Annotated in this window: 14 protein-coding genes; 5 read left to right on the plus strand and 9 right to left on the minus strand. The window is 67.5% G+C overall.

Annotated features, from left to right (window positions below):
* Positions 1–65: 65 nt before the first annotated feature.
* The 3 genes from ACZ2G3_RS12620 to ACZ2G3_RS12630 form a co-directional block, all read right to left on the minus strand.
* A complete protein-coding gene (locus tag ACZ2G3_RS12620; protein ID WP_470396387.1) occupies positions 66–1232 on the minus strand; it encodes a M20 aminoacylase family protein in 1167 nt (388 codons plus the stop codon).
* 66 nt (positions 1233–1298) lie between these two features.
* Entirely contained in the window at positions 1299–2642 is a 1344-nt protein-coding gene (locus tag ACZ2G3_RS12625) for an NAD(P)/FAD-dependent oxidoreductase (RefSeq protein WP_470396388.1), read from the minus strand.
* Positions 2639–4471: an ABC transporter ATP-binding protein gene (locus tag ACZ2G3_RS12630; protein ID WP_470396389.1), complete on the minus strand. Its 1833-nt coding sequence runs from the start codon at positions 4469–4471 to the stop codon at positions 2639–2641. The genes ACZ2G3_RS12625 and ACZ2G3_RS12630 overlap by 4 nt, the downstream gene beginning before the upstream one ends.
* 257 nt (positions 4472–4728) lie before the next feature.
* Between ACZ2G3_RS12630 and ACZ2G3_RS12635 the strand changes: the two genes are divergently transcribed.
* The 3 genes from ACZ2G3_RS12635 (at position 4729) to ACZ2G3_RS12645 (ending at position 8538) form a co-directional block, all read left to right on the plus strand.
* A complete protein-coding gene (locus tag ACZ2G3_RS12635; protein WP_470396390.1) occupies positions 4729–6432 on the plus strand; it encodes a peptide ABC transporter substrate-binding protein in 1704 nt (567 codons plus the stop codon).
* A gap of 116 nt (positions 6433–6548) precedes the next feature.
* Complete coding sequence (locus ACZ2G3_RS12640) at positions 6549–7556, plus strand: ABC transporter permease (RefSeq protein WP_419270563.1); 1008 nt, start codon at positions 6549–6551, stop codon at positions 7554–7556.
* Entirely contained in the window at positions 7549–8538 is a 990-nt protein-coding gene (locus ACZ2G3_RS12645) for an ABC transporter permease (RefSeq protein WP_419270561.1), read from the plus strand. Before ACZ2G3_RS12640 ends, ACZ2G3_RS12645 begins: the two co-directional genes overlap by 8 nt.
* A gap of 81 nt (positions 8539–8619) precedes the next feature.
* On the opposite strand, the gene ACZ2G3_RS12650 is transcribed toward ACZ2G3_RS12645, so the two are convergent.
* Genes ACZ2G3_RS12650 through ACZ2G3_RS12665 form a run of 4 tightly spaced genes read right to left on the minus strand, consistent with a single transcriptional unit; the run spans position 8620 to position 12760 of the window.
* Entirely contained in the window at positions 8620–10956 is a 2337-nt protein-coding gene (locus ACZ2G3_RS12650) for an aldehyde dehydrogenase family protein (protein ID WP_470396391.1), read from the minus strand.
* Positions 10957–10963: 7 nt separating this feature from the next.
* Positions 10964–11902: a deoxyribose-phosphate aldolase gene (deoC, locus tag ACZ2G3_RS12655; RefSeq protein ID WP_470396392.1), complete on the minus strand. Its 939-nt coding sequence runs from the start codon at positions 11900–11902 to the stop codon at positions 10964–10966.
* Complete coding sequence (locus tag ACZ2G3_RS12660; protein WP_470396393.1) at positions 11899–12468, minus strand: DUF1523 family protein; 570 nt, start codon at positions 12466–12468, stop codon at positions 11899–11901. Before ACZ2G3_RS12660 ends, deoC begins: the two co-directional genes overlap by 4 nt.
* Positions 12469–12481: 13 nt before the next feature.
* Positions 12482–12760 carry a hypothetical protein gene (locus tag ACZ2G3_RS12665; protein ID WP_470396394.1) on the minus strand — a complete coding sequence of 93 codons (279 nt, stop codon included), beginning with the start codon at positions 12758–12760 and terminating at the stop codon, positions 12482–12484.
* A gap of 157 nt (positions 12761–12917) precedes the next feature.
* Between ACZ2G3_RS12665 and ACZ2G3_RS12670 the strand changes: the two genes are divergently transcribed.
* Entirely contained in the window at positions 12918–13838 is a 921-nt protein-coding gene (locus tag ACZ2G3_RS12670) for a cation diffusion facilitator family transporter (RefSeq protein WP_470396395.1), read from the plus strand.
* 52 nt (positions 13839–13890) lie between these two features.
* On the plus strand, positions 13891–14721 hold the full coding sequence (locus ACZ2G3_RS12675; RefSeq protein ID WP_470396396.1) for an EcsC family protein: 831 nt from the start codon (positions 13891–13893) through the stop codon (positions 14719–14721).
* On the opposite strand, the gene ACZ2G3_RS12680 is transcribed toward ACZ2G3_RS12675, so the two are convergent.
* Together ACZ2G3_RS12680 and folE2 are read right to left on the minus strand one after the other, a co-directional pair.
* Positions 14685–17051, minus strand: a complete 2367-nt coding sequence (locus ACZ2G3_RS12680) for an ATP-dependent helicase (protein WP_470396397.1) — start codon at positions 17049–17051, stop codon at positions 14685–14687. The genes ACZ2G3_RS12675 and ACZ2G3_RS12680 overlap by 37 nt on opposite strands.
* 126 nt (positions 17052–17177) lie before the next feature.
* A complete protein-coding gene (gene folE2 / locus ACZ2G3_RS12685) occupies positions 17178–18140 on the minus strand; it encodes a GTP cyclohydrolase FolE2 (RefSeq protein ID WP_470396398.1) in 963 nt (320 codons plus the stop codon).
* Between the last annotated feature and the right edge of the window lie 83 nt (positions 18141–18223).

Here is an 18223-nt window from a genome sequence, read left to right on the forward strand (position 1 = left end):
CAACCGATTGTCCATGATTGACAATCGCGTTTGCGACCGCACAGGGGCGTCGCGCGACATCCGCCTCAGGCGGCCGGCATCCGCGCCTCGATCATGCCGGCATACCAGCTGGAGCCGGCCGGGATCGCGTCGTCGTTGAAGTTGTAGGCCGGGTGGTGGACCATCGCCGTGTCGCCGTTGCCGACCCAGATATAGGCGCCGGGTCGTTCGTTCAGCATATAGCTGAAATCCTCGCCGCCCATCATCGGCTGCATGTCCATGTCGACATCGCCCGAGATCTGGCGCGCGACGTCGGCGGCCCAGTCCGTGGCCTGCGCGTCGTTCATCGTGACCGGATAGCCGCGCTGGTAATCCACCTGCGCGGTGGCCCCCATCGCCGCGGCGATGTTGGTGGCAACGCGGGTGATCCCCTCCTCCAGCTGGTCGCGAACCTCGGGGGCCAGGCTGCGGGCGGTGCCCTTCAGCTTGACCACCTGCGGGATCACGTTATGCGCCGTCGAATCCGTGCTGACCACGCAGACGGAAATCACCGCGTTCTTCAGCGGGTCGATGTTGCGCGCCACGACCGATTGCAGGGCCACGATGATCTGCGCGGCAGTCAGCGTCGTGTCGATGCATTCATGCGGCTTGGCGGCATGGCCGCCCTTGCCGGTCACGGTGATGTCGAACTGGTCGGCCGCCGCCATCATCGCGCCCGGACGGATCGAAAAGCTGCCCACGGGCATGCCGGGCATGTTGTGCATGCCGTAGAACTCGTCGATCTTCCAGCGGTCGACCAGGCCGTCCTTGACCATCGCCTCGCCCCCGGCCCCGCCCTCCTCGGCGGGCTGGAAGATCACGATCGCGGTGCCGTCGAAATTGCGGGTCTCGGCCAGGTATTTCGCCGCCCCCAGCAGCATGGCGGTGTGGCCGTCATGGCCGCAGGCATGCATCTTGCCCGGCGTCTTGGAGGCGTATTCGACGCCTGTCTGCTCGATGATGGGCAGGGCGTCCATGTCCGCGCGCAGACCTACGACGCGGCCGCGGCTGTCGCTCTTTCCCTTGATCACGCCCACCACGCCGGTCCGGCCGACCCCCTCGACGACCTCGTCGCAGCCAAAGTCGCGCAGCAGCTGGGCCACCCGCTCCGCCGTCCGGTGAACATCGTAGAGCAACTCGGGATGTTCGTGAAAGTCGCGGCGCCAGGCGGTGATTTCGGGCAGAAGTTCGGCAAAGCGGTTCTTGACGGGCATGACAGTCTCCTTCGGGCGCAGGTTGGCGATTTCCTGCACGTTCTGCAAGAGGTCCGGAACCTGCCTTTACAGGTCCGGACCCAACCGGACGGGCGATCCGTCCGAAAAGCGGGCAAGGCGAAAGCGGCGCAGGTCATGCGCCGGCGAACGGCCCTGCATCATGTCGGCCATCACCCGGCCGATGCCGGGCCCGATGCCGAAGCCGTGGCCCGAGAGACCCGTGGCGACGAAGAAGCCCCTGACCGGGCTTTCGTCCAGCACCGGCACCTGGTCGGGCATGGTGTCGATCATTCCCGCCCAGGCCACGCGCAGCCGGGGGCGACCGATCTGCGGAAAGGCGGCGGCGAAATCCGACTGCAGCCGCGCCAGTCGGGCGGGGTTCGGATCGGGGGAGAGGACGCGCATCGCCTCGAACGGGGATGCCGCGTCGGGCTTCCAGCGGCGCGGCGTGGTCCAGGCATCGGGATAGCCGCGGGGGGCGGACGCCTGCAGCCGGGTCAGCCGCAGGTCGCGGCGGATCATCGGCAGATAGGTCCGCAGATGCCGCGCTGCCGCGGGTCCCACCCAGAAATCATGTGCCATGCCCGGCGCCAGCGTATAGCCCCCATCCGCGCGCCGCCGGAAGGCAAACTTCGCATCCGTCGCGGCACCCGACCAGAAATCTGGCATCGGCTCGGTCGCGGCGACGGTGGCGCGCACCGACAGCTGCGGCAGCGACAGGCCGGCATTGGCGGCGAAAAGCCCCGACCAGGCGCCCCCCGCCAGCAGGACGCGGTCGGCGAGGATCGGCCCCTCCTCGGTCACGACGCCCGTGACGCGCCCATCCTGCACGTCCAGCGCCCGGACCGCGCAATGTTCGCGGATCGCCACGCCCTTGGTCCGCGCCAGGCCGGCGATGGCGGGAACCGCCTGCCCCGGTTCGGCCCGCATGTCGGAGGGCGTCATCAGCGCCCCCGCCCAGCCCGCCTGATGCGGCAGCAGGCGCGCCAGCGCGTCGCGCCCGATCACATGGCTGTCCAGGCCATGCGCGCGCGCCACCTCCAGCCATCCTTCATAGCGGGCCAGGGCGCCATCGTCGGGTGCCAGGAAGCTGACGCCGCAGGTGGCCAGCCCCAGCACCTCGCCCAGCTCCTGCGCCAGCGAGGTCCAGAGCCGCCGCGCCTCCAGCATGATCGGGATCTCGGCCTCGTCACGGCCCTGCGCCCGCACCCAGCCCCAGTTGCGGCTGGACTGTTCGCCCGCAATCACGCCCTTTTCGCACAGCACGACCCGCTGCCCCTCGCGGGCCAGGTAAAGCGCCGTGGTCACGCCCGCGATGCCGCCGCCGATGATGATGACGTCAGCGGCCTTGGGCAGCGGGTCGCGGTATCGCGCGGCGGCGTCAGGGCCGATCGGGGGCGCGGCTTTCACGAATGGGTCACCGGATCGACCAGCACCCGGTGGCCAGGCGCGACCTCGCGATAGGCCGACGGGGCGGCTCGGTAATCGACCGGATGGATCGGCGACGGGATCGGGCGAAAGTTCAGGTCCTCGCTTATCTTCTTCTGGCGTGGATCGGCGACCGGTACTGCCGACATCAGCTGGCGGGTATAGCTGTGCTGCGGGTTCTCGAAGACCTGCTGCCTCGTGCCCAGCTCCACGATGCGGCCCAGATACATGACGCCGACATGGTGGCTGACGCGTTCGACCACCGCCATGTCATGGCTGATGAACAGCATCGAGATCCCTAAGTCCTGCTGCAGTTCCATCAGCAGGTTCAGCACCTGCGCCTGCACCGACACGTCCAGCGCCGACACCGCCTCGTCGGCGATGATCAGCTTGGGGTTCAACGCCAGGGCCCGGGCGATGGCGATGCGCTGGCGCTGACCACCCGACATCTCGTGCGGATAGCGGCGCATGTAGCTGCGCGGCAGTTCCACCCGGTCGAACAGCGCCGCGATCCGGTCCTGGCGTTCGCTGCGGCTGCCGATGCCATAATTCTCCATCGGCTCGGCCACCTGGTCATAAAGCTTCATGTGCGGGTCCAGGCTGGCGAACGGGTCCTGAAAGATCATCTGCATGTCGCGACGCGCCCGGCGCAGCGCGCGTTGCGACAGGGCCAGGATATCGGTGCCGCCCAGGTCGACTTGGCCCGATTCCGGCTCCACCAGGCGCAGGATCGACCGGCCGCAGGTGGATTTCCCGCAGCCCGATTCGCCCACCAGCGACAGCGTCTCTCCGGAATTGATGGTAAAGCTGACATCCTCGACTGCATGGACATGCGCGACGGTGCGGCGCAGGACGCCGCCCTTGACGGAAAAGCGCGTGGTCAGGTTTCGGACCGTCAGCAGCGGTTTGGGATCGGCCACGATGATCGGCTCGGGGGCGCCCTGCGTGCCGTCGCCCATCAGGCGCAGGCGTTCGGGCGCGGGCTTGCCGGTCATCTCGCCCAGGCGCGGGACGGCGGCCAGCAGCATCTTGGTGTAATCCTCCCGCGGGGTCTCGAAGATCTGCTCGACCGGCCCCTCCTCGACCTTGGCGCCCCGGTACATGACCACGACCCGATCTGCCATCTGCGCGACCACGGCCATGTCATGGGTGATGAAAAGAACGGCAATCTGCTTTTCACGCTTGAGCCGGTCGATCAGGGCCAGGATCTCGGCCTGGATGGTCACGTCCAGCGCGGTCGTCGGCTCGTCGCAGATCAGCAGGCGCGGCTCGCAGGCCATGGCGATGGCGATGACGACGCGCTGGCGCATGCCCCCCGACAGTTCGTGCGGATACTGGTCCAGGCGCCGTTCGGGTTCGGGAATGCGGACCTGGCGCAGGATCTCCAGCGCGCGGGCGCGGGCCTCGGCCTTTTTCAGGCCCCGATGGGCGATCAGCCCCTCGACCAGCTGGTCGCCGACGGTGAAGACCGGGTTCAGCGCGGTCATCGGCTCTTGGAAGATCATGCCGATCTGGTTGCCGCGGATGTCGCGCATCGCGGCGCCGGACTGGGCGGCCAGATCGACCACCTGCCCGTCATCCTTCTCGAACATCAGCCGGCCCCCGGCGATGGTGCCGCCGCCGAATTCCACCAGCCGCATCAGCGACAGCGAACTGACCGACTTGCCGGACCCGGATTCGCCCACCACGCAGACGCATTCCCCCGGCTTGATGTTGAAGCTGACATCCTTGACGCCCACCACGACCCCGTCGCCGGTCTGGAACTCGACGCGCAGTTGTTCAATCGAAACAAGAGGTTCTTGGTCAAGCATCTGGGGCCCCGCACGCGTTGAAGCGATCAGGCTAGCCAAAGCCCCCGGAAAGTCAAAGCCGAAAGCCGCGAAATGGTCTGCGCGAATGATCTTGCTTTCGGCTTCGGCTTCGTTCGATGATGCGCGTATTCCGCAGGGACGATGACAACACGAACAAGCATCCGGAGAACCGGGGAAAGATCAAGAACAACAGCCCCCGAATGGCTGGATCCGGCGTGTGGGACCCTGCGGGTCGCAACACCCAACAGGAGAGCGTGATGAAATTGAGAACCGTTCTGATGGGCGCCGCCGCGATGATGGCGATGGCCCCTGCCGCCCATGCCGAGCGCGGCAGCGACGGTCAGCTGAACCTGATCCTCTGGCAGGCCCCGTCGACGATGAACCCCTATCTGTCGGGCGGCACCAAGGAGGTCATCGCCGGCAGCCTGGCGCTGGAACCGCTGGCGGGCTATGACGCCGAGGGCAACATCTATCCCCGCCTGGTCACCGAGATCCCCACGCTGGAGAACGGCGGCATCGCCGAGGACATGACCTCGGTCACCTGGACGCTGCGCGACGACATCAACTGGTCCGACGGCAGCGACGTGACGGCCGAGGACGTCGTCTTCACCGGCGAATACTGCATGCATCCCGAAGGCGGCTGTTCGCAGCTGGCCAAGTTCGAGGGGATCACCAAGATCGAGGCGGTCGATCCCAAGACCGTGCGCGTCACCTTCGACGCGCCGCGCCCGGACCCCTTCTCGGCCTTTGTCGGTGCGCAGTCGCCGATCCTGCAAAAGGCGCAGTTCGAAAGCTGCCTTGGCGCGAACGCCCCCACCTGCACGGACCAGAATTTCAGCCCGATCGGCACCGGCCCCTTCCGCGTCACGCAGTTCCTGACCAACGACACGATCTCGCTGGAAGCCAATCCCGAATATCGCGACCCTGAAAAGCCGGCCTTCGCGACCGTGCTGGTCAAGGGCGGCGGCGACGCGGCGGGCGCGGCGCGCTCGGTGCTGGAAACCGGTGAGTTCGACTATGCCTGGAACACCCAGCTTGCCCCCGATGTCATCGCCGGCATGGAGGCTGCCGGCCGGGGCAAGGTCACGGCCGCCTTCGGCAGCCTGGTCGAGCGCATCCACGTCAACCTGACGGACCCGTCCTCCAGCCTGCCCGAGGGCGAGCGTTCGACGATGGAGCATCCGCATCCCTTCCTGTCCGATCCGGCGGTGCGCAAGGCACTGTCCATGGCCATCGACCGCGAGTTGCTGGTCGAGATCGGCTATGGCCCGGCCGGCCAGCCGACCTGCAACTATGTGCCAGCCCCCGAGGCCTGGGCCTCGGACAACACCGAATGCCTTACGCAGGACATCGAGGGCGCCAATGCGCTGCTGGAAGAGGCCGGCTGGGTCAAGAACGGCAGCGGCATCCGTGAAAAGGACGGCGTCCCGCTGCGCATGACTTTCCAGACCTCGGTCAACGCGGTGCGCCAGGACTTCCAGGCGCTGATCAAGCAGTGGTGGTCCGAGATCGGCGTCGAGACCGAGCTGAAGACCGTCGATGCCTCGGTCTTCTTCGGGTCGGATGCGGGTTCGCCCGACACGCTGCAAAAGTTCTATGCCGACGTCCAGATGTATGCCGACAACTTCGACGGCACCAACCCGACGCCCTATCTGGCGAAATGGACCTGCAACAAGGCGCCCTCGCCCGCCAACCAGTGGCAGGGCGAGAATATCAGCCGCTTCTGCGACGAGGAATACGACCGCCTCGTCAACGAAGTCGACGGCGTCATGGATGCCGACGAGCGCGCCGAGATGGGCCGCAAGATGAACGACATGCTGACCAAGGACAGCAACGCGATCATCCCGCTGGTCTATCGCGGCACCGCCTCGGCCCATGCCAACTCGCTTGGCGGCGTCGAGCTGAATGCCTGGGACAGCGAGATCTGGAACATCGCCGACTGGACCCGCGTCGAGCAGTGACATCCCGGCCGCCCCGGTTTCGCGACCGGGGCGGCGCCCCTCTTTCACGGCCCCGGACACCCGCGGGTCCGTGACGGAGGGACGGACATGACCGCAATTCCATCGACCGAGGCGCCATGCTGAGTTTCACCATCCGCCGGCTGCTGCTGGCGATCCCGACCCTGCTGTTCATCTCGCTGGTGATCTTCCTGCTGCTGGAGGCCTCGCCCGGCGACCCCTTGGGCGACGTTCCCCTGACCGTCCCGCCCGAGGTGCGCGAGCGGATGCGCGCCGCCCTGGGCCTGGGCGAGCCTTGGCCCGTGCGCTACCTGCTGTGGCTCAAGCAGTTCTTCTGGGTCGAGCCGCTCTATTGGCTGGACCATGCCTTCGGCACCGACTTCAGCCAAGGGATGCAGCGCATCATCAGCTTCCAGTCGCGCAGCCCGGTCTTCGACGTGATCGCGCAGCGCCTGCCGCAGACGCTGATCGTCGTCGGCATGTCCTATCTGGTGGGCATCCTGATCGCGATCCCCATCGGCATCATCTCGGCCTACCGGCAGTACAGCTGGTTCGACCAGATCGGCACCTTCGTGTCGATGATCGGCTTCTCGATGCCGACCTTCTTCACCGGGGTCGTGCTGATCATCATCTTCGCGGTGAACCTGCAGTGGTTCCCCTCGGTCTATGACACCACGCTGAAGGTGACGGACTGGGACAGCTTCTGGCAGCAGGCGCGGCAGATGGTCATGCCGGTGACGGTGCTGGCGCTGTACAACGCGGCGCAGATCAGCCGCTTCATGCGATCGTCCATGCTGGACAATCTGGGCCAGGACTATGTCCGCACCGCCCGCGCCAAGGGCCTGTCCGAACGCGTCGTGGTGCTGAAACACGTCCTGCGCAACAGCCTGATCCCGGTCATCACCGTCATCGCCCTGGGCCTGCCGGCGGTCTTCGGCGGCGCCATCATCACCGAGCAGGTCTTCAAGGTGAACGGCCTGGGACAGCTGCTGATCTCTTCCATCCATGCCAATGACATCCCCATGGTGCTGACGCTGACCTTCATCTTCGCCATCCTGATCGTCACCTTCACCCTGATCGCAGACATCCTCTACGGGGTGCTGGACCCGAGGATCCGCTATGATTGACACGACCCGCTCGAAGGACGCCCAGGCCCTGCAGGCGGCCGCCGGAAACGCCGCCACCCCCGAGGCCGCCAGCCCCCCTGTTGTCCCGCCCGCGGGCGCGGTCGAGACGCGCAGCCAGTGGTCCGACGTCTGGCGCCAGTTCCGCAGCCACAAGGGCGCGATGGTGGCGCTGGTCATCTTCCTGTCGATCATCCTCTTCGTGTCGGTCGGGCCGCTGATCTGGACCGTGGATCCGACCTATGTCGACATCCGCGCCCGCAATTCGGGCTTTTCCCTGGCCCATCCGCTTGGCACCGACCAGCTGGGCCGGGACCTGCTGGCGCGGCTGATGGCGGGGGGACAGGTGTCGATCGCCGTGGGCCTGACCGCGATGCTGATCGCGATCTTCCTGGGCAGCCTCATCGGCGTGACCTCGGGCTATTTCCGCCGGCTGGACGCACCGCTGATGCGCCTGACCGAACTGTTCCTGGCGCTGCCGCTGCTGCCCTTGCTGCTGCTGATGGTGACGCTGTTCCGCGAACCGCTGTCGCAGAACTTCGGCACGGCGTTCGGGATCTTCCTGCTGATCGTGTCGGCCATCGGCGCGACCAGCTGGATGCAGGCCGCCCGCATCGTCCGCGGCGAGGTGCTGGGCCTGAAGGAGCGGGAATTCATCCTGGCCGCACGGTCCATCGGCACGCCCGCGCACCGGATGATCCTGCGGCACATCCTGCCCAACGTGCTGTCGCCGATCATGGTCGCGGCGACCCTGGGCATCGCCACCGCGATCATCACGGAATCCGCGCTGTCGTTCCTGGGCCTCGGCTTTCCGCCCGACTTTCCGACCTGGGGACGCCTGCTCTATGACGCGGTGGACCAGATGGTGCTCTATCCGTGGCGCGTGATCTTTCCGGGCGTCCTGATCTCGCTGACGGTGCTCTGCGTGAACTATATCGGCGACGGGCTGCGCGACGCGATGGATCCCCGCATCCGCGGCCGGTGAAGGGAGCCGCAAGAAGTCCCTGTCCGTTGGAAATCGCTGGGGGTCGACTGACTTTAGGGGGCGAGCGCCCCCATTTATTGTTCAATAGGCCGCGCTGCCGCTGCCCGCAGGCAGGGCACCATAGGGCAGCCAGATGGTCTTCTGCCGGGTTGCATGGCGCAGGAAGGTTTCGCCCTGTGCGTCCGGCCCCGTCCAGTCCCGGGCGGCGGGCGCCCAGACCGGCTTGAGGTTGCCCGCAGCGGCGCGATCAACGGCCGCCAGGCCGTCGGACGGGCCGCAATACCACATGGCCGCCACCTCGTCATGGGCAGCCAGCGGAACCGCCAGTTCGTCGCGTACGCCGGTCACGATGTTCACCACCCCTGCCGGAAGGTCCGACGTGTCAAAGACCTGGTACAGGTCGGTCACCGCCAGCGGATCGTTCTGCGCAGGAATGGCCACGACCGCGTTGCCCATCGCGATGGCGGGCAGGACCAGCGACAGGAAGCCGGCCAGGGGTTGCGCATTCGGGCAGGCGATGCCGATCACGCCGAAGGGCTCGGGGATGACGTTCACCAGGTGGCCTGGCTTGGCCTGGACATTGGCGCCGTCGAACTTGTCCGCCCAGGCCGCATAGTGGAAGCAGCGGCCGATCGCGGCCTCCACTTCGGCCCGGCTGGTGCGGGAGGCGAATTCCGCGGCGCGCGCCGACAGGTTCTCGGCGATATAGAACAGGACCTGTGCGCGGGCATGGCCGCCCATCGACGCCCATTTCCCGGCCTTGGCCGCCGCCTCGACCGCGTTCCGGATGTCCTTGCGATTGCCCAAAGGGGCCACGCCTCCCGGCACCGCATAATTGCCGCCCCCATCGGCGCGCTTCTGCGCGCCGCCGATATAGAGCTTTGCCGTCCGGTCGATGTTCTGCGGGGCCGGCGCGTCGCCCGACGGGGTGGCCGAGACGCGCTGCGGAGTCTCCACGGGGCGTACGGATATCGGCGCTTCGGCCAGGTAATCCAGCATGCCGCTGCGCCCGCCCTCGCGGCCATAGCCGCTTTCGCGATAACCGCCAAAGGGTGCTGCGGCATCGAACAGGTTGGCGCTGTTGATCCAGACCACGCCCGCCTTGATCCGCGCGGCCAGGTCGGTCGCGACGGTCGCGCTTTCCGACCAGACCGAAGCCGCCAGACCATAGCGGGTGTTGTTGGCCAGCTCGACCGCCTCATCCGCCGTGCGGAAGGTGGAGAGCGTCGCGATGGGACCAAAGATCTCCTGCTCCATCCCGGGATTGGCAGGGGCGATGTTCTTCAGATAGCCGGGCGCGATGAAGCAGCCCTCCTGCGCCTGCCCGCCAACCAGTTCGGCCCCCGCCTCGGTCGCGGCGCGGCAGATGGACAGGATGCGGTCCTTCTGGACCGGATCGACGATGGCGCCGACATCGGTCGACTTGTCCAGGGGCGGTCCGACGCGCAGCCGCGACATGCGGGACGACAGCAGCGCCTCGAACCGGTCGGCCACGGCCTCGGCCACCAGGATGCGCGACCCCGCGCAGCAGACCTGGCCCTGGTTGAACCAGATGCTGTCGACGACGCCTTCGACGGCCGCATCGAGGTCCGCATCCTCCATCACGACGAAAGGCGACTTGCCGCCCAACTCCAGCGTCAGCCGCCGGCCCGTCCCGGCCAGCGCCTGCGCGATGCCGCGCCCGACCTCGGTCGAGCCGGTGAAGGCGATCTTGTCCACCGGCGCCTGGACCAGCGCGGCGCCGGTTGCGCCGTCACCGGTCACGATGTTGACGACCCCTGCGGGCAGGCCGACCTCCTGGCAGATCTGGGCAAAGGCCAAGACCGTCAGGGGCGTGTATTCGGCGGGCTTCAGGACCACGGTGTTGCCGGCCGCCAGCGCAGGCGCCACCTTCCAGGCCAGCATCAGCAGCGGGAAGTTCCAGGGGATGATCTGGCCGCAGACGCCAAGGGGGGTCAGGCCCGGAAACTGGCTGTCGCGCAGTTCGGCCCAGCCGGCATGGTGATAGAAATGCCGCGCGACCAGCGGCACGTCGATGTCGCGCGCCTCGCGGATCGGCTTGCCGTTGTCCAGGCTTTCCAGGACCGACAGGAAGCGTTCCCGCTTTTGCACATGCCGCGCCAGGGCATAAAGGTACCGCGCCCGCTCTGATCCCGACAGCGCCGCCCAAGGCCCCTGCGCCTGCCGCGCGGCCGCGACCGCGGCCTCGATGTCACTCTCGGTCCCCTGGCTGACGCTTGCCAGAACCTCGCCGGTCGCGGGATCGCGTGTCTCGAAGGTGGTGTCAGGCTCGGTGAAGGTCCCGCCGATGAAATGGCCAAAGGTGCCCTGGCGCGCCAGCCAGTCGCGCACGGCGCTGCTGTCCTCGACCGAGGGGCCGTATTCCATGCTTTCCATGATCTCGCTCACGTGGCTCATCGGGACCTCAGGCTAGGGCTTGGCGGTGGGCGCTGGCATAGCGGCCCGTGACGTGGTGGCTGATCTGGCGCTCGATGTCGCCCAGAAGGCTGCTGGCGCCGATGCGGAACAGGTCCGGCCGCAGCCAGTCGCGGTCCAGCTCCTCGGCCATCAACACCTGCCAGCTGATCGCGTCCTTGGCGGTGCGCAGACCGCCCGCGGGCTTGAAGCCCACCTGGATGCCGGTGCGGGCGTGGTAATCCCGGATGGCGCGGCACATGACCAGGCTGACCGGCAGGGTTGCGTTCACGCCCTCCTTGCCGGTCGAGGTCTTGATCCAGTCCGACCCGGCCTGCATCGCCACATGGCTGGCGCGGGCCACGTTCTCCAGCGACTTCAGGTCGCCCGTGGCCAGGATCGCCTTCATCCGTGCGGTCCCGCAGGCCTCGCGCATCGCGCGCAACTCGTCATAGAGCGCCGTCCAGTTGCCCTGCAGCACATGGGCGCGGGTGATGACGATGTCGATCTCATCCGCGCCCTGGTCCAAGGCATAGCGGATCTCGGCCAGGCGCAGGTCCAGGGGCATCAGGCCCGCAGGAAAGCCCGTGGCGACACTGGCGACCGGGATGCCGCTGTTGCCCAGGGCGCGCTTCGCGGGCGCGACCATCGTCGGATAGACGCAGACGGCGCCCGTGGTCAGGCCCGTGACGCCCATCGCCTCCAGCAGATCGGCGGCAATCGGCTGACGCGCCTTGGCACAAAGCCGCGCGACCCGGTCGGGCGTGTCGTCGCCCGCCAGCGTCGTCAGGTCGATGCAGCGCACGGCGTTCAGCAGCCAGGCCGCCTGGTGGTCCTTCTTCAGGCTGCGCCGCGCGGGCAACGTGGCGGCCCGACGCTCGGTCGCGGGGGTGTTGATGCGGATCCCCTCGAACCAGTCGAGCCGCAGATCGGTGCCCGGATTGCTCATGCCCGCCCCCTGTTGAACCGCGCCGCGCCGCGGTCCCGGAACTGCGCCCACATGCGCCAGATCAGCGCCAGCAGGATCAGCAGCACGGCGCAGACGACCATGGCGGCCCAGTTCACCGGCCGGTCATCGGGTCCCCCGACCGTGTTGATCGAGATCGCGTTGGGATAGGTGGAAAGCCAGGGCATCCGCCAGCCATAGGCGGTGACGCTGACCCAGATCGGATCGCGCGAGGTCGATTGCAGGTTCGTCGCCTCGGCCTGCAGGTTGGCGCTGTCATACTTGAAATAGGGCGGCCAGACCCAGCCCGTGTCCTCGTTGCGATAGACGAAGACGTGGCCGCCGGGCCGCACGGCGTCGATGAAGCGCACGTCCCGCTGGCCCTGCGCATTCTCGACCGTGCCGGTGCTGTCGGAGGCCCAGAAGACCGAGGCCGAGGGCGGGATCGCCGTCAGGCGGTTGTAGGTGTTGCTGATCCGGACCGTGCTTTTCGACGGCAGGGTATAGTCCAGCAGGCCGAAGACCAGGACGCCGAACAGAACGCCGATGACGACGCGCACGTAATACATGATGCGGCAGCTCCTATTGCCAGTTGACCAGAACGATGATGACCAGGACGGCCAGCGTGGGCAGCACGAACACCAGGGCCGTCAGCCGCACCCGCAGGCTGCGGTTGAAGCCCGCCATGGCCTTGGCGATGAACGCGCGCCGCGCGGCGCTGTTCCCCGCCTGTTCCGGATGACGTGCGTCCCATCGCCGCTCCAGCCGCTCGACCTGCTGCGACCGGACATAGATGCGCAGCAGCACATAGAAGACGGCCTGGATCGCGAACAGAAACAGCCACAGCCGGATCAGCGCCACATTGCCCCTGCCTTCCCTCGTATCACCGCCGACCCTAGCACGCGGCCGCCGCGCAGGGCCAGATGTCGCGTGGCGTCACGGGCGGGAGGGCCCGGGTCGCGGATGCTGCAACCCTTTGATGCCACGCGGCGTTCGCATTGGGAACCAGAGGCCGGGAATGACCGAACAGGGCGTGCTGAAACTGTCGATCGCGATGACCTTCGCGGTGGCGCTGGCGGGCATCGCCTTTGGCCTGGCCTCGGGATCGGCCTCGATCATCTTCGACGGGATCTATTCGCTGACCGACGCCTCGATGACCTCGGTCGCGCTGCTGGTCTCGACGCTGATCACTGCGCGCCTGTCCGAACGCCGGCAGGCGCGCCTGGTTGCGCGCTTCACCATGGGCTTCTGGCACCTGGAGCCGATGGTCCTGGGGTTGAACGGGGTGCTGCTGAGCGGGGCGGCGATCTATGCCCTCATAACCGCGATCGGCAGCCTTCTGGCCGGAGGCCGGCAGCTGGATTTCGGCCAGGCCAGCCTCTACGCGGCCGTGGTGGCCCTGGTGGCCATCGCCATGGCGCTGCACAACCACCGGGCCAACCGCCGCATCGGGTCCAGCTTTGTCGCGCTGGACGTCAAGGGCTGGGCGATGTCGGCCGCGCTGACCGGGGCGCTGCTTCTGGGTTTCGGCTTCGGCTGGACCATCCAGGGCACGTCGCTGGAATGGATGTCGCCTTATGTCGACCCGGGGATCCTGGCGCTGGTCTGCCTGGTGGTGATCCCGCTGCCGATCCCGGTGATCCGGCAGTCGCTGGCCGACATCCTGCTGATCACGCCGCCCGACATGATGGCCCAGGTCGAGTCGATCGCCCGCGACATCTGCGCCCGCCACGGCTTTCTGGGCCACCGCGCCTATGTCGCCCGCGTGGGCCGGGGCCGCCAGATCGAGCTTTATTTCATCGTCCCGACCGGCTGGCCCGCCAAGCGGCTGGAGGAATGGGACGCCATCCGCGACGAGATCGGCGAGGCGGTCGGCGGCGACATCGACAACCGCTGGCTGACCATCGCCTTCACCACCGATCCCGAATGGGCGGATTGACCGCCCGCCGCCGCGACCCCAGATCCAAGGGGCGCCCAGCAAAGGACATGCCATGACCCTTCCCGCCGATCCCCGTGCCGATCTTCGCGCCGAACTGGACCGCATCGCGGCCAACCAGCTGAGCAGCCGCAGCATGCTGATGCGCGGCGTCGAGGCCGTGGGCCGTCTGACCGAAGGCGCCGCGACCACCGCGCTGAGCCTGTCGCCCGTCTCGCTGGAGGCGGTGCTGGAGAGCGCCTTTCGCCAGCTGTACGACCTGTCGGCCCGCAGCCAGGGGATCAGCGTCGTCCGCGATGCCCCGATGGTCGCCAACCGCGCGGCGGCGGTGCTCAGCGGTGCGACGGGCGGCTGGTTCGGGCTGGTGGGGCTGGTGCCGGACCTGGTCGCCTCGACCACGGTGATCTTCAACGCGATCCAGAAGGTCGCACGCAACAACGGCTTTGACACCACCGATCCGCAGGTGCGGCTGGAATGCCTGGCCGTCTTTCAGTTCGGGGAACCCGGTGCCGATGGCGACGCGGCTGCCAAGTCTTTCCTGGCCAACCGAGTGCTGACCAACGGGCAGGCCGTCTCGGCCCTGATCTCTCGCTTTGCCGGCAGCTTTGCCGCGCGGCTGACCACCAAGCTGGGGGCGCAAGCCGTCCCGGTCCTGGGGGCCGCCACCGGGGCCGCGATCAACTATGCCTTCGTCGATTACTACGAACGCGTGGCGCAGATCCATTTTCGGCTGCTGCGCCTGGCCGAGGATCACCCCGACCTGGACATCGACGCCGAATATGCCGAAGCCCTGCGCCGGGCCGCCGCCGCCCCCCGCAGCATCGCGGCGCGGCTGAAGCGCCGCAGCGATCAGAAGGGCACGTCATCCCCGCCGCAGGCCGGCTGAACATAGGCGGCCTTGATGTTCTTGAAGCCTGTCTCGAACTGCACGGTCAGCGTGTCCTCGGCGATGCCCATGATCTGACCTTCGCCGAACTTGGCATGGCTGACGCGGTCGCCGACGCTGAAGCGGGCGGCCGGGGCCGCGTCGATGGTGACCGGCGTGCGATGGACCGGCCCCCGCCGTTCCGCCGCCCGCGCCTGCATCCGCTTCCAGCCGGGCGAGGCATAGACATCGGCCTTGGCGACGCGTTCGTCCATGCGCGTGCTGCCGGCCGAGGCCATGGCCGCGCCATAGCCGCCACCGTAAAGGCCCGGAGGCGTCAGCACCTCGACATGCTCCTCGGGCAGCTCGTCCACGAAACGCGACGGCAGACTGGATTGCCACTGGCCATACATGCGGCGGTTGCCGGCAAAGCTGATCGTGGCCAGGCGTTCCGCCCGGGTGATGCCAACATAGGCCAGCCGCCGCTCCTCCTCCAGGCCCTTGGTGCCCTGTTCGTCCATGGCGCGCTGGTTGGGGAACAGCCCGTCCTCCCATCCCGGCAGGAAGACGACCGGAAACTCCAGCCCCTTGGCCCCGTGCAGGGTCATGATGCTGACCTGCTCGGCCTGATCGCCGTCGTCACGGTCCATGACCAGCGCAACATGTTCCAGGAACCCCTGGAGGTTCTCGAACTCCTCCAGCGCCTTGACCAGTTCCTTGAGGTTGTCCAGCCGCCCCGGCGCGTCAGGCGACTTGTCGTTCTGCCACATGGCGGTATAGCCGGATTCGTCCAGCAGATGCTCTGCCAGCGCCACATGCGGGCTGCCGGCCAGCACATCGCCATGACTGCGCCCGATCAGCGCCACGAAGGCCCGCAGATTGGCCAGGCCCTTGCCGCCCAGATGGCCCTCGTCGACCGCGATCTTGGCGCCCTCCAGCAGGCTGACGCCGTTCTGCCGGGCAGCCATCTGGATGGTCTGCAACGCCTTGTCGCCCAGGCCGCGCTTGGGGGTGTTCACGATCCGCTCGAAGGCCAGGTCGTCCTCGGGCGACACGACCAGCCGGAAATAGGCCATCGCGTCGCGGATCTCCTGCCGCTCGTAAAAGCGGGGGCCGCCGATGACCCGGTAAGGCAGGCCGATCGTCATGAAGCGGTCCTCGAAGGCCCGCATCTGGTGGCTGGCGCGCACCAGGATCGCGATGTCGTTCAGGCTCACGCGCCCCAGGCTGGCGCGATGGCCGCCCTGAAAGGTCTCGATCTCCTCGCCGATCCAGCGGGCCTCGGCCTCGCTGTCCCAGTGCCCGATCAGGCGCACCTTGTCGCCGGGTTCGGCATCGGTCCACAGCGTCTTGCCCAACCGCCCCCGGTTCGCCGCGATCAGCCCCGAGGCCGCGCCCAGGATCTGCGGGGTCGAACGATAGTTCTGCTCCAGCCGGATCACCTCGGCGCCCGGAAAATCCTTCTCGAAGCGCAGGATGTTGCCGACCTCGGCCCCGCGCCAGCCATAGATCGACTGGTCGTCGTCGCCCACGCAGCAGATGTTGCGATGCGACTGCGCCAGCAGCCGCAGCCACATGTACTGGGCGACGTTCGTGTCCTGATATTCGTCCACCAGGATATAGCGGAAGCGGTCCTGCCACTGGCGCAGCACGTCCGGATGCGCCTGGAACAGTGTCACGCAATGCATCAGGAGGTCGCCGAAATCGACCGCATTCAGCGTCAGCAGCCGGTCCTGATAGGCCGCGTAGAGCTTGCCCCCCCGGCCATCAAAGGCCTCGCCTTCGCCGCGTGGCAGGTTCGGGGGCGTCAGGCAGCGGTTCTTCCAGCCGTCGATCAGGTGGGCCAGCTGCCGGGCGGGCCAGCGCTTTTCGTCGATGTTCTCGGCCGAGATCAGCTGCTTCAGCAGGCGGATCTGGTCGTCCGTGTCCAGGATGGTGAAACTGGGCTTCAGGTGCAGCCCCTCGCGGCCGATCAGCTCGGCGTGGCGGCGCAGGATCTTGACGCTGATCGAGTGGAACGTGCCCAGCCAAGGCATCCCATCGACCGTCTCGCCCAGCAGGCGGGCGATCCGGTCCTTCATCTCGCGCGCGGCCTTGTTGGTGAAGGTCACCGCCAGCATCTGCCCCGGCCGCGCCCGCCCCAGCATCAGCAGATGCGCGATCCGGGTGGTCAGGGCGCGGGTCTTGCCCGTGCCCGCCCCTGCCAGCATCAGGACTGGGCCGTCCAGCGCCTCGACAGCCGCCCGCTGCGCGGCGTTCAGCCCCTCCAGATAGGCTGCGGGACGTGCCGACATGGCCCGCTGCGACAGCGGGACACGCACGAGATCATCGGAATCGTCGAAATGCTCCATCCCGCCAACATAGGCAGACGGGCCTCACAAGGAAAGCCCGATGTTCCCTATCCGTTCCGGCCTTGTGCCACGGCCCGCAATTATCACGCAGGTCGCGGCACAGGCCGCCGCATCCCCGGGCGCGGATCAGGCGCGCAGGCCGGCGAAGGTCCCCGGGTCCAGCGAGTTCTGCGCAAAGGTCGGCCCGCTGGTCAGCAGGCTGACCGCGTCATGGGAATGCAGCGATTCCTGGTGGCTGGCCACGACGCGGAAATCGCCGATATGCGGATCGGCCAGCAGCTGCGCGGCAAAGGCCCGCACCGCATCCTCGACAAAGATCGGGTTGGCGGCGTTCAACTCGGCGAAGGCCTGTTCGTCCTCGCGCTTGACCATCACCTGCGTCTCGGTGGGCACCGCACGGCGGCACAGCTCGATCACGTCCTCGAACCACACGCGCTCGGGGCCGTCCATCACCAGCGAGATCCGCGCCACCGAACGCTGCGAATGCGGCGTGGCCAGACGGCCCCGTGTCTCGCGCGCATGTTCCGACAGTTCCAGCGAACAGGGGCAGGTCGAGGAATAGACGTAATCCAGGTGCATCACCCTGAGGCGGGTGCCCGCCTGTTCGATGACCTCCAGCGTGATGTCGTAATATTGCCAGCCCGACAGGCCCGAACGCAGCGAGGCCACCTTCATCGGATAGGAGAACCGCATCTGGATGCGGGCATCCAGGGCGTCCAGGTCCGTCTTGTAATCCTCCAGCGCCGCCTCGAGGACGGACAGGCTGAACTGATGCTCGGAATGGCCATAGAAGGACCGCATGATCCGGCTCATGTTGATGCCCTTGCGGTCGGCCTCCAGGCTGACCGTGCCGGTGACGCTGGTTTCCAGCGCGATCTCGCCGCCCTCGCGGGCCAGGTAGCGGATCGGCAACCGGAAATTCGAGATCCCCACATGCTGGATGGGCGCACGGGCGCCGATGATCAGGCTGGCGGGCCCGTTCTGCAGATCCGGCAATCCGGCCTTGTAGGCGTCGTCCACCCGGAAATCCGCGTCATAGTGACGAAGAAGGGCGGGATAGGCTGCGGTCAGGGGACGAATCTCGGTCATGATGGCCTCCGGCTCTGGCGGTGACTGATATAGGGGGCGCTGCTGAAAATGTCATCCCGGAACAACAGGCCCGGAAGCCGCAC

This window comes from Paracoccus sp. KKT209 (genome assembly GCF_055635455.1).

Bases quoted from the DNA above. Each gene is read 5' to 3' on its own strand.
- ACZ2G3_RS12630 (WP_470396389.1), bottom strand. From the start codon at position 4,471: ATGCTTGACCAAGAACCTCTTGTTTCGATTGAACAACTGCGCGTCGAG.
- deoC (WP_470396392.1), bottom strand. From the start codon at position 11,902: ATGAGCAATCCGGGCACCGATCTGCGGCTCGACTGGTTCGAGGGGATC.
- ACZ2G3_RS12680 (WP_470396397.1), bottom strand. From the start codon at position 17,051: ATGGAGCATTTCGACGATTCCGATGATCTCGTGCGTGTCCCGCTGTCG.
- ACZ2G3_RS12640 (WP_419270563.1), top strand. From the start codon at position 6,549: ATGCTGAGTTTCACCATCCGCCGGCTGCTGCTGGCGATCCCGACCCTG.
- ACZ2G3_RS12650 (WP_470396391.1), bottom strand. From the start codon at position 10,956: ATGAGCCACGTGAGCGAGATCATGGAAAGCATGGAATACGGCCCCTCG.
- ACZ2G3_RS12670 (WP_470396395.1), top strand. From the start codon at position 12,918: ATGACCGAACAGGGCGTGCTGAAACTGTCGATCGCGATGACCTTCGCG.
- ACZ2G3_RS12635 (WP_470396390.1), top strand. From the start codon at position 4,729: ATGAAATTGAGAACCGTTCTGATGGGCGCCGCCGCGATGATGGCGATG.
- ACZ2G3_RS12675 (WP_470396396.1), top strand. From the start codon at position 13,891: ATGACCCTTCCCGCCGATCCCCGTGCCGATCTTCGCGCCGAACTGGAC.
- ACZ2G3_RS12660 (WP_470396393.1), bottom strand. From the start codon at position 12,468: ATGTATTACGTGCGCGTCGTCATCGGCGTTCTGTTCGGCGTCCTGGTC.
- ACZ2G3_RS12645 (WP_419270561.1), top strand. From the start codon at position 7,549: ATGATTGACACGACCCGCTCGAAGGACGCCCAGGCCCTGCAGGCGGCC.
- ACZ2G3_RS12620 (WP_470396387.1), bottom strand. From the start codon at position 1,232: ATGCCCGTCAAGAACCGCTTTGCCGAACTTCTGCCCGAAATCACCGCC.
- folE2 (WP_470396398.1), bottom strand. From the start codon at position 18,140: ATGACCGAGATTCGTCCCCTGACCGCAGCCTATCCCGCCCTTCTTCGT.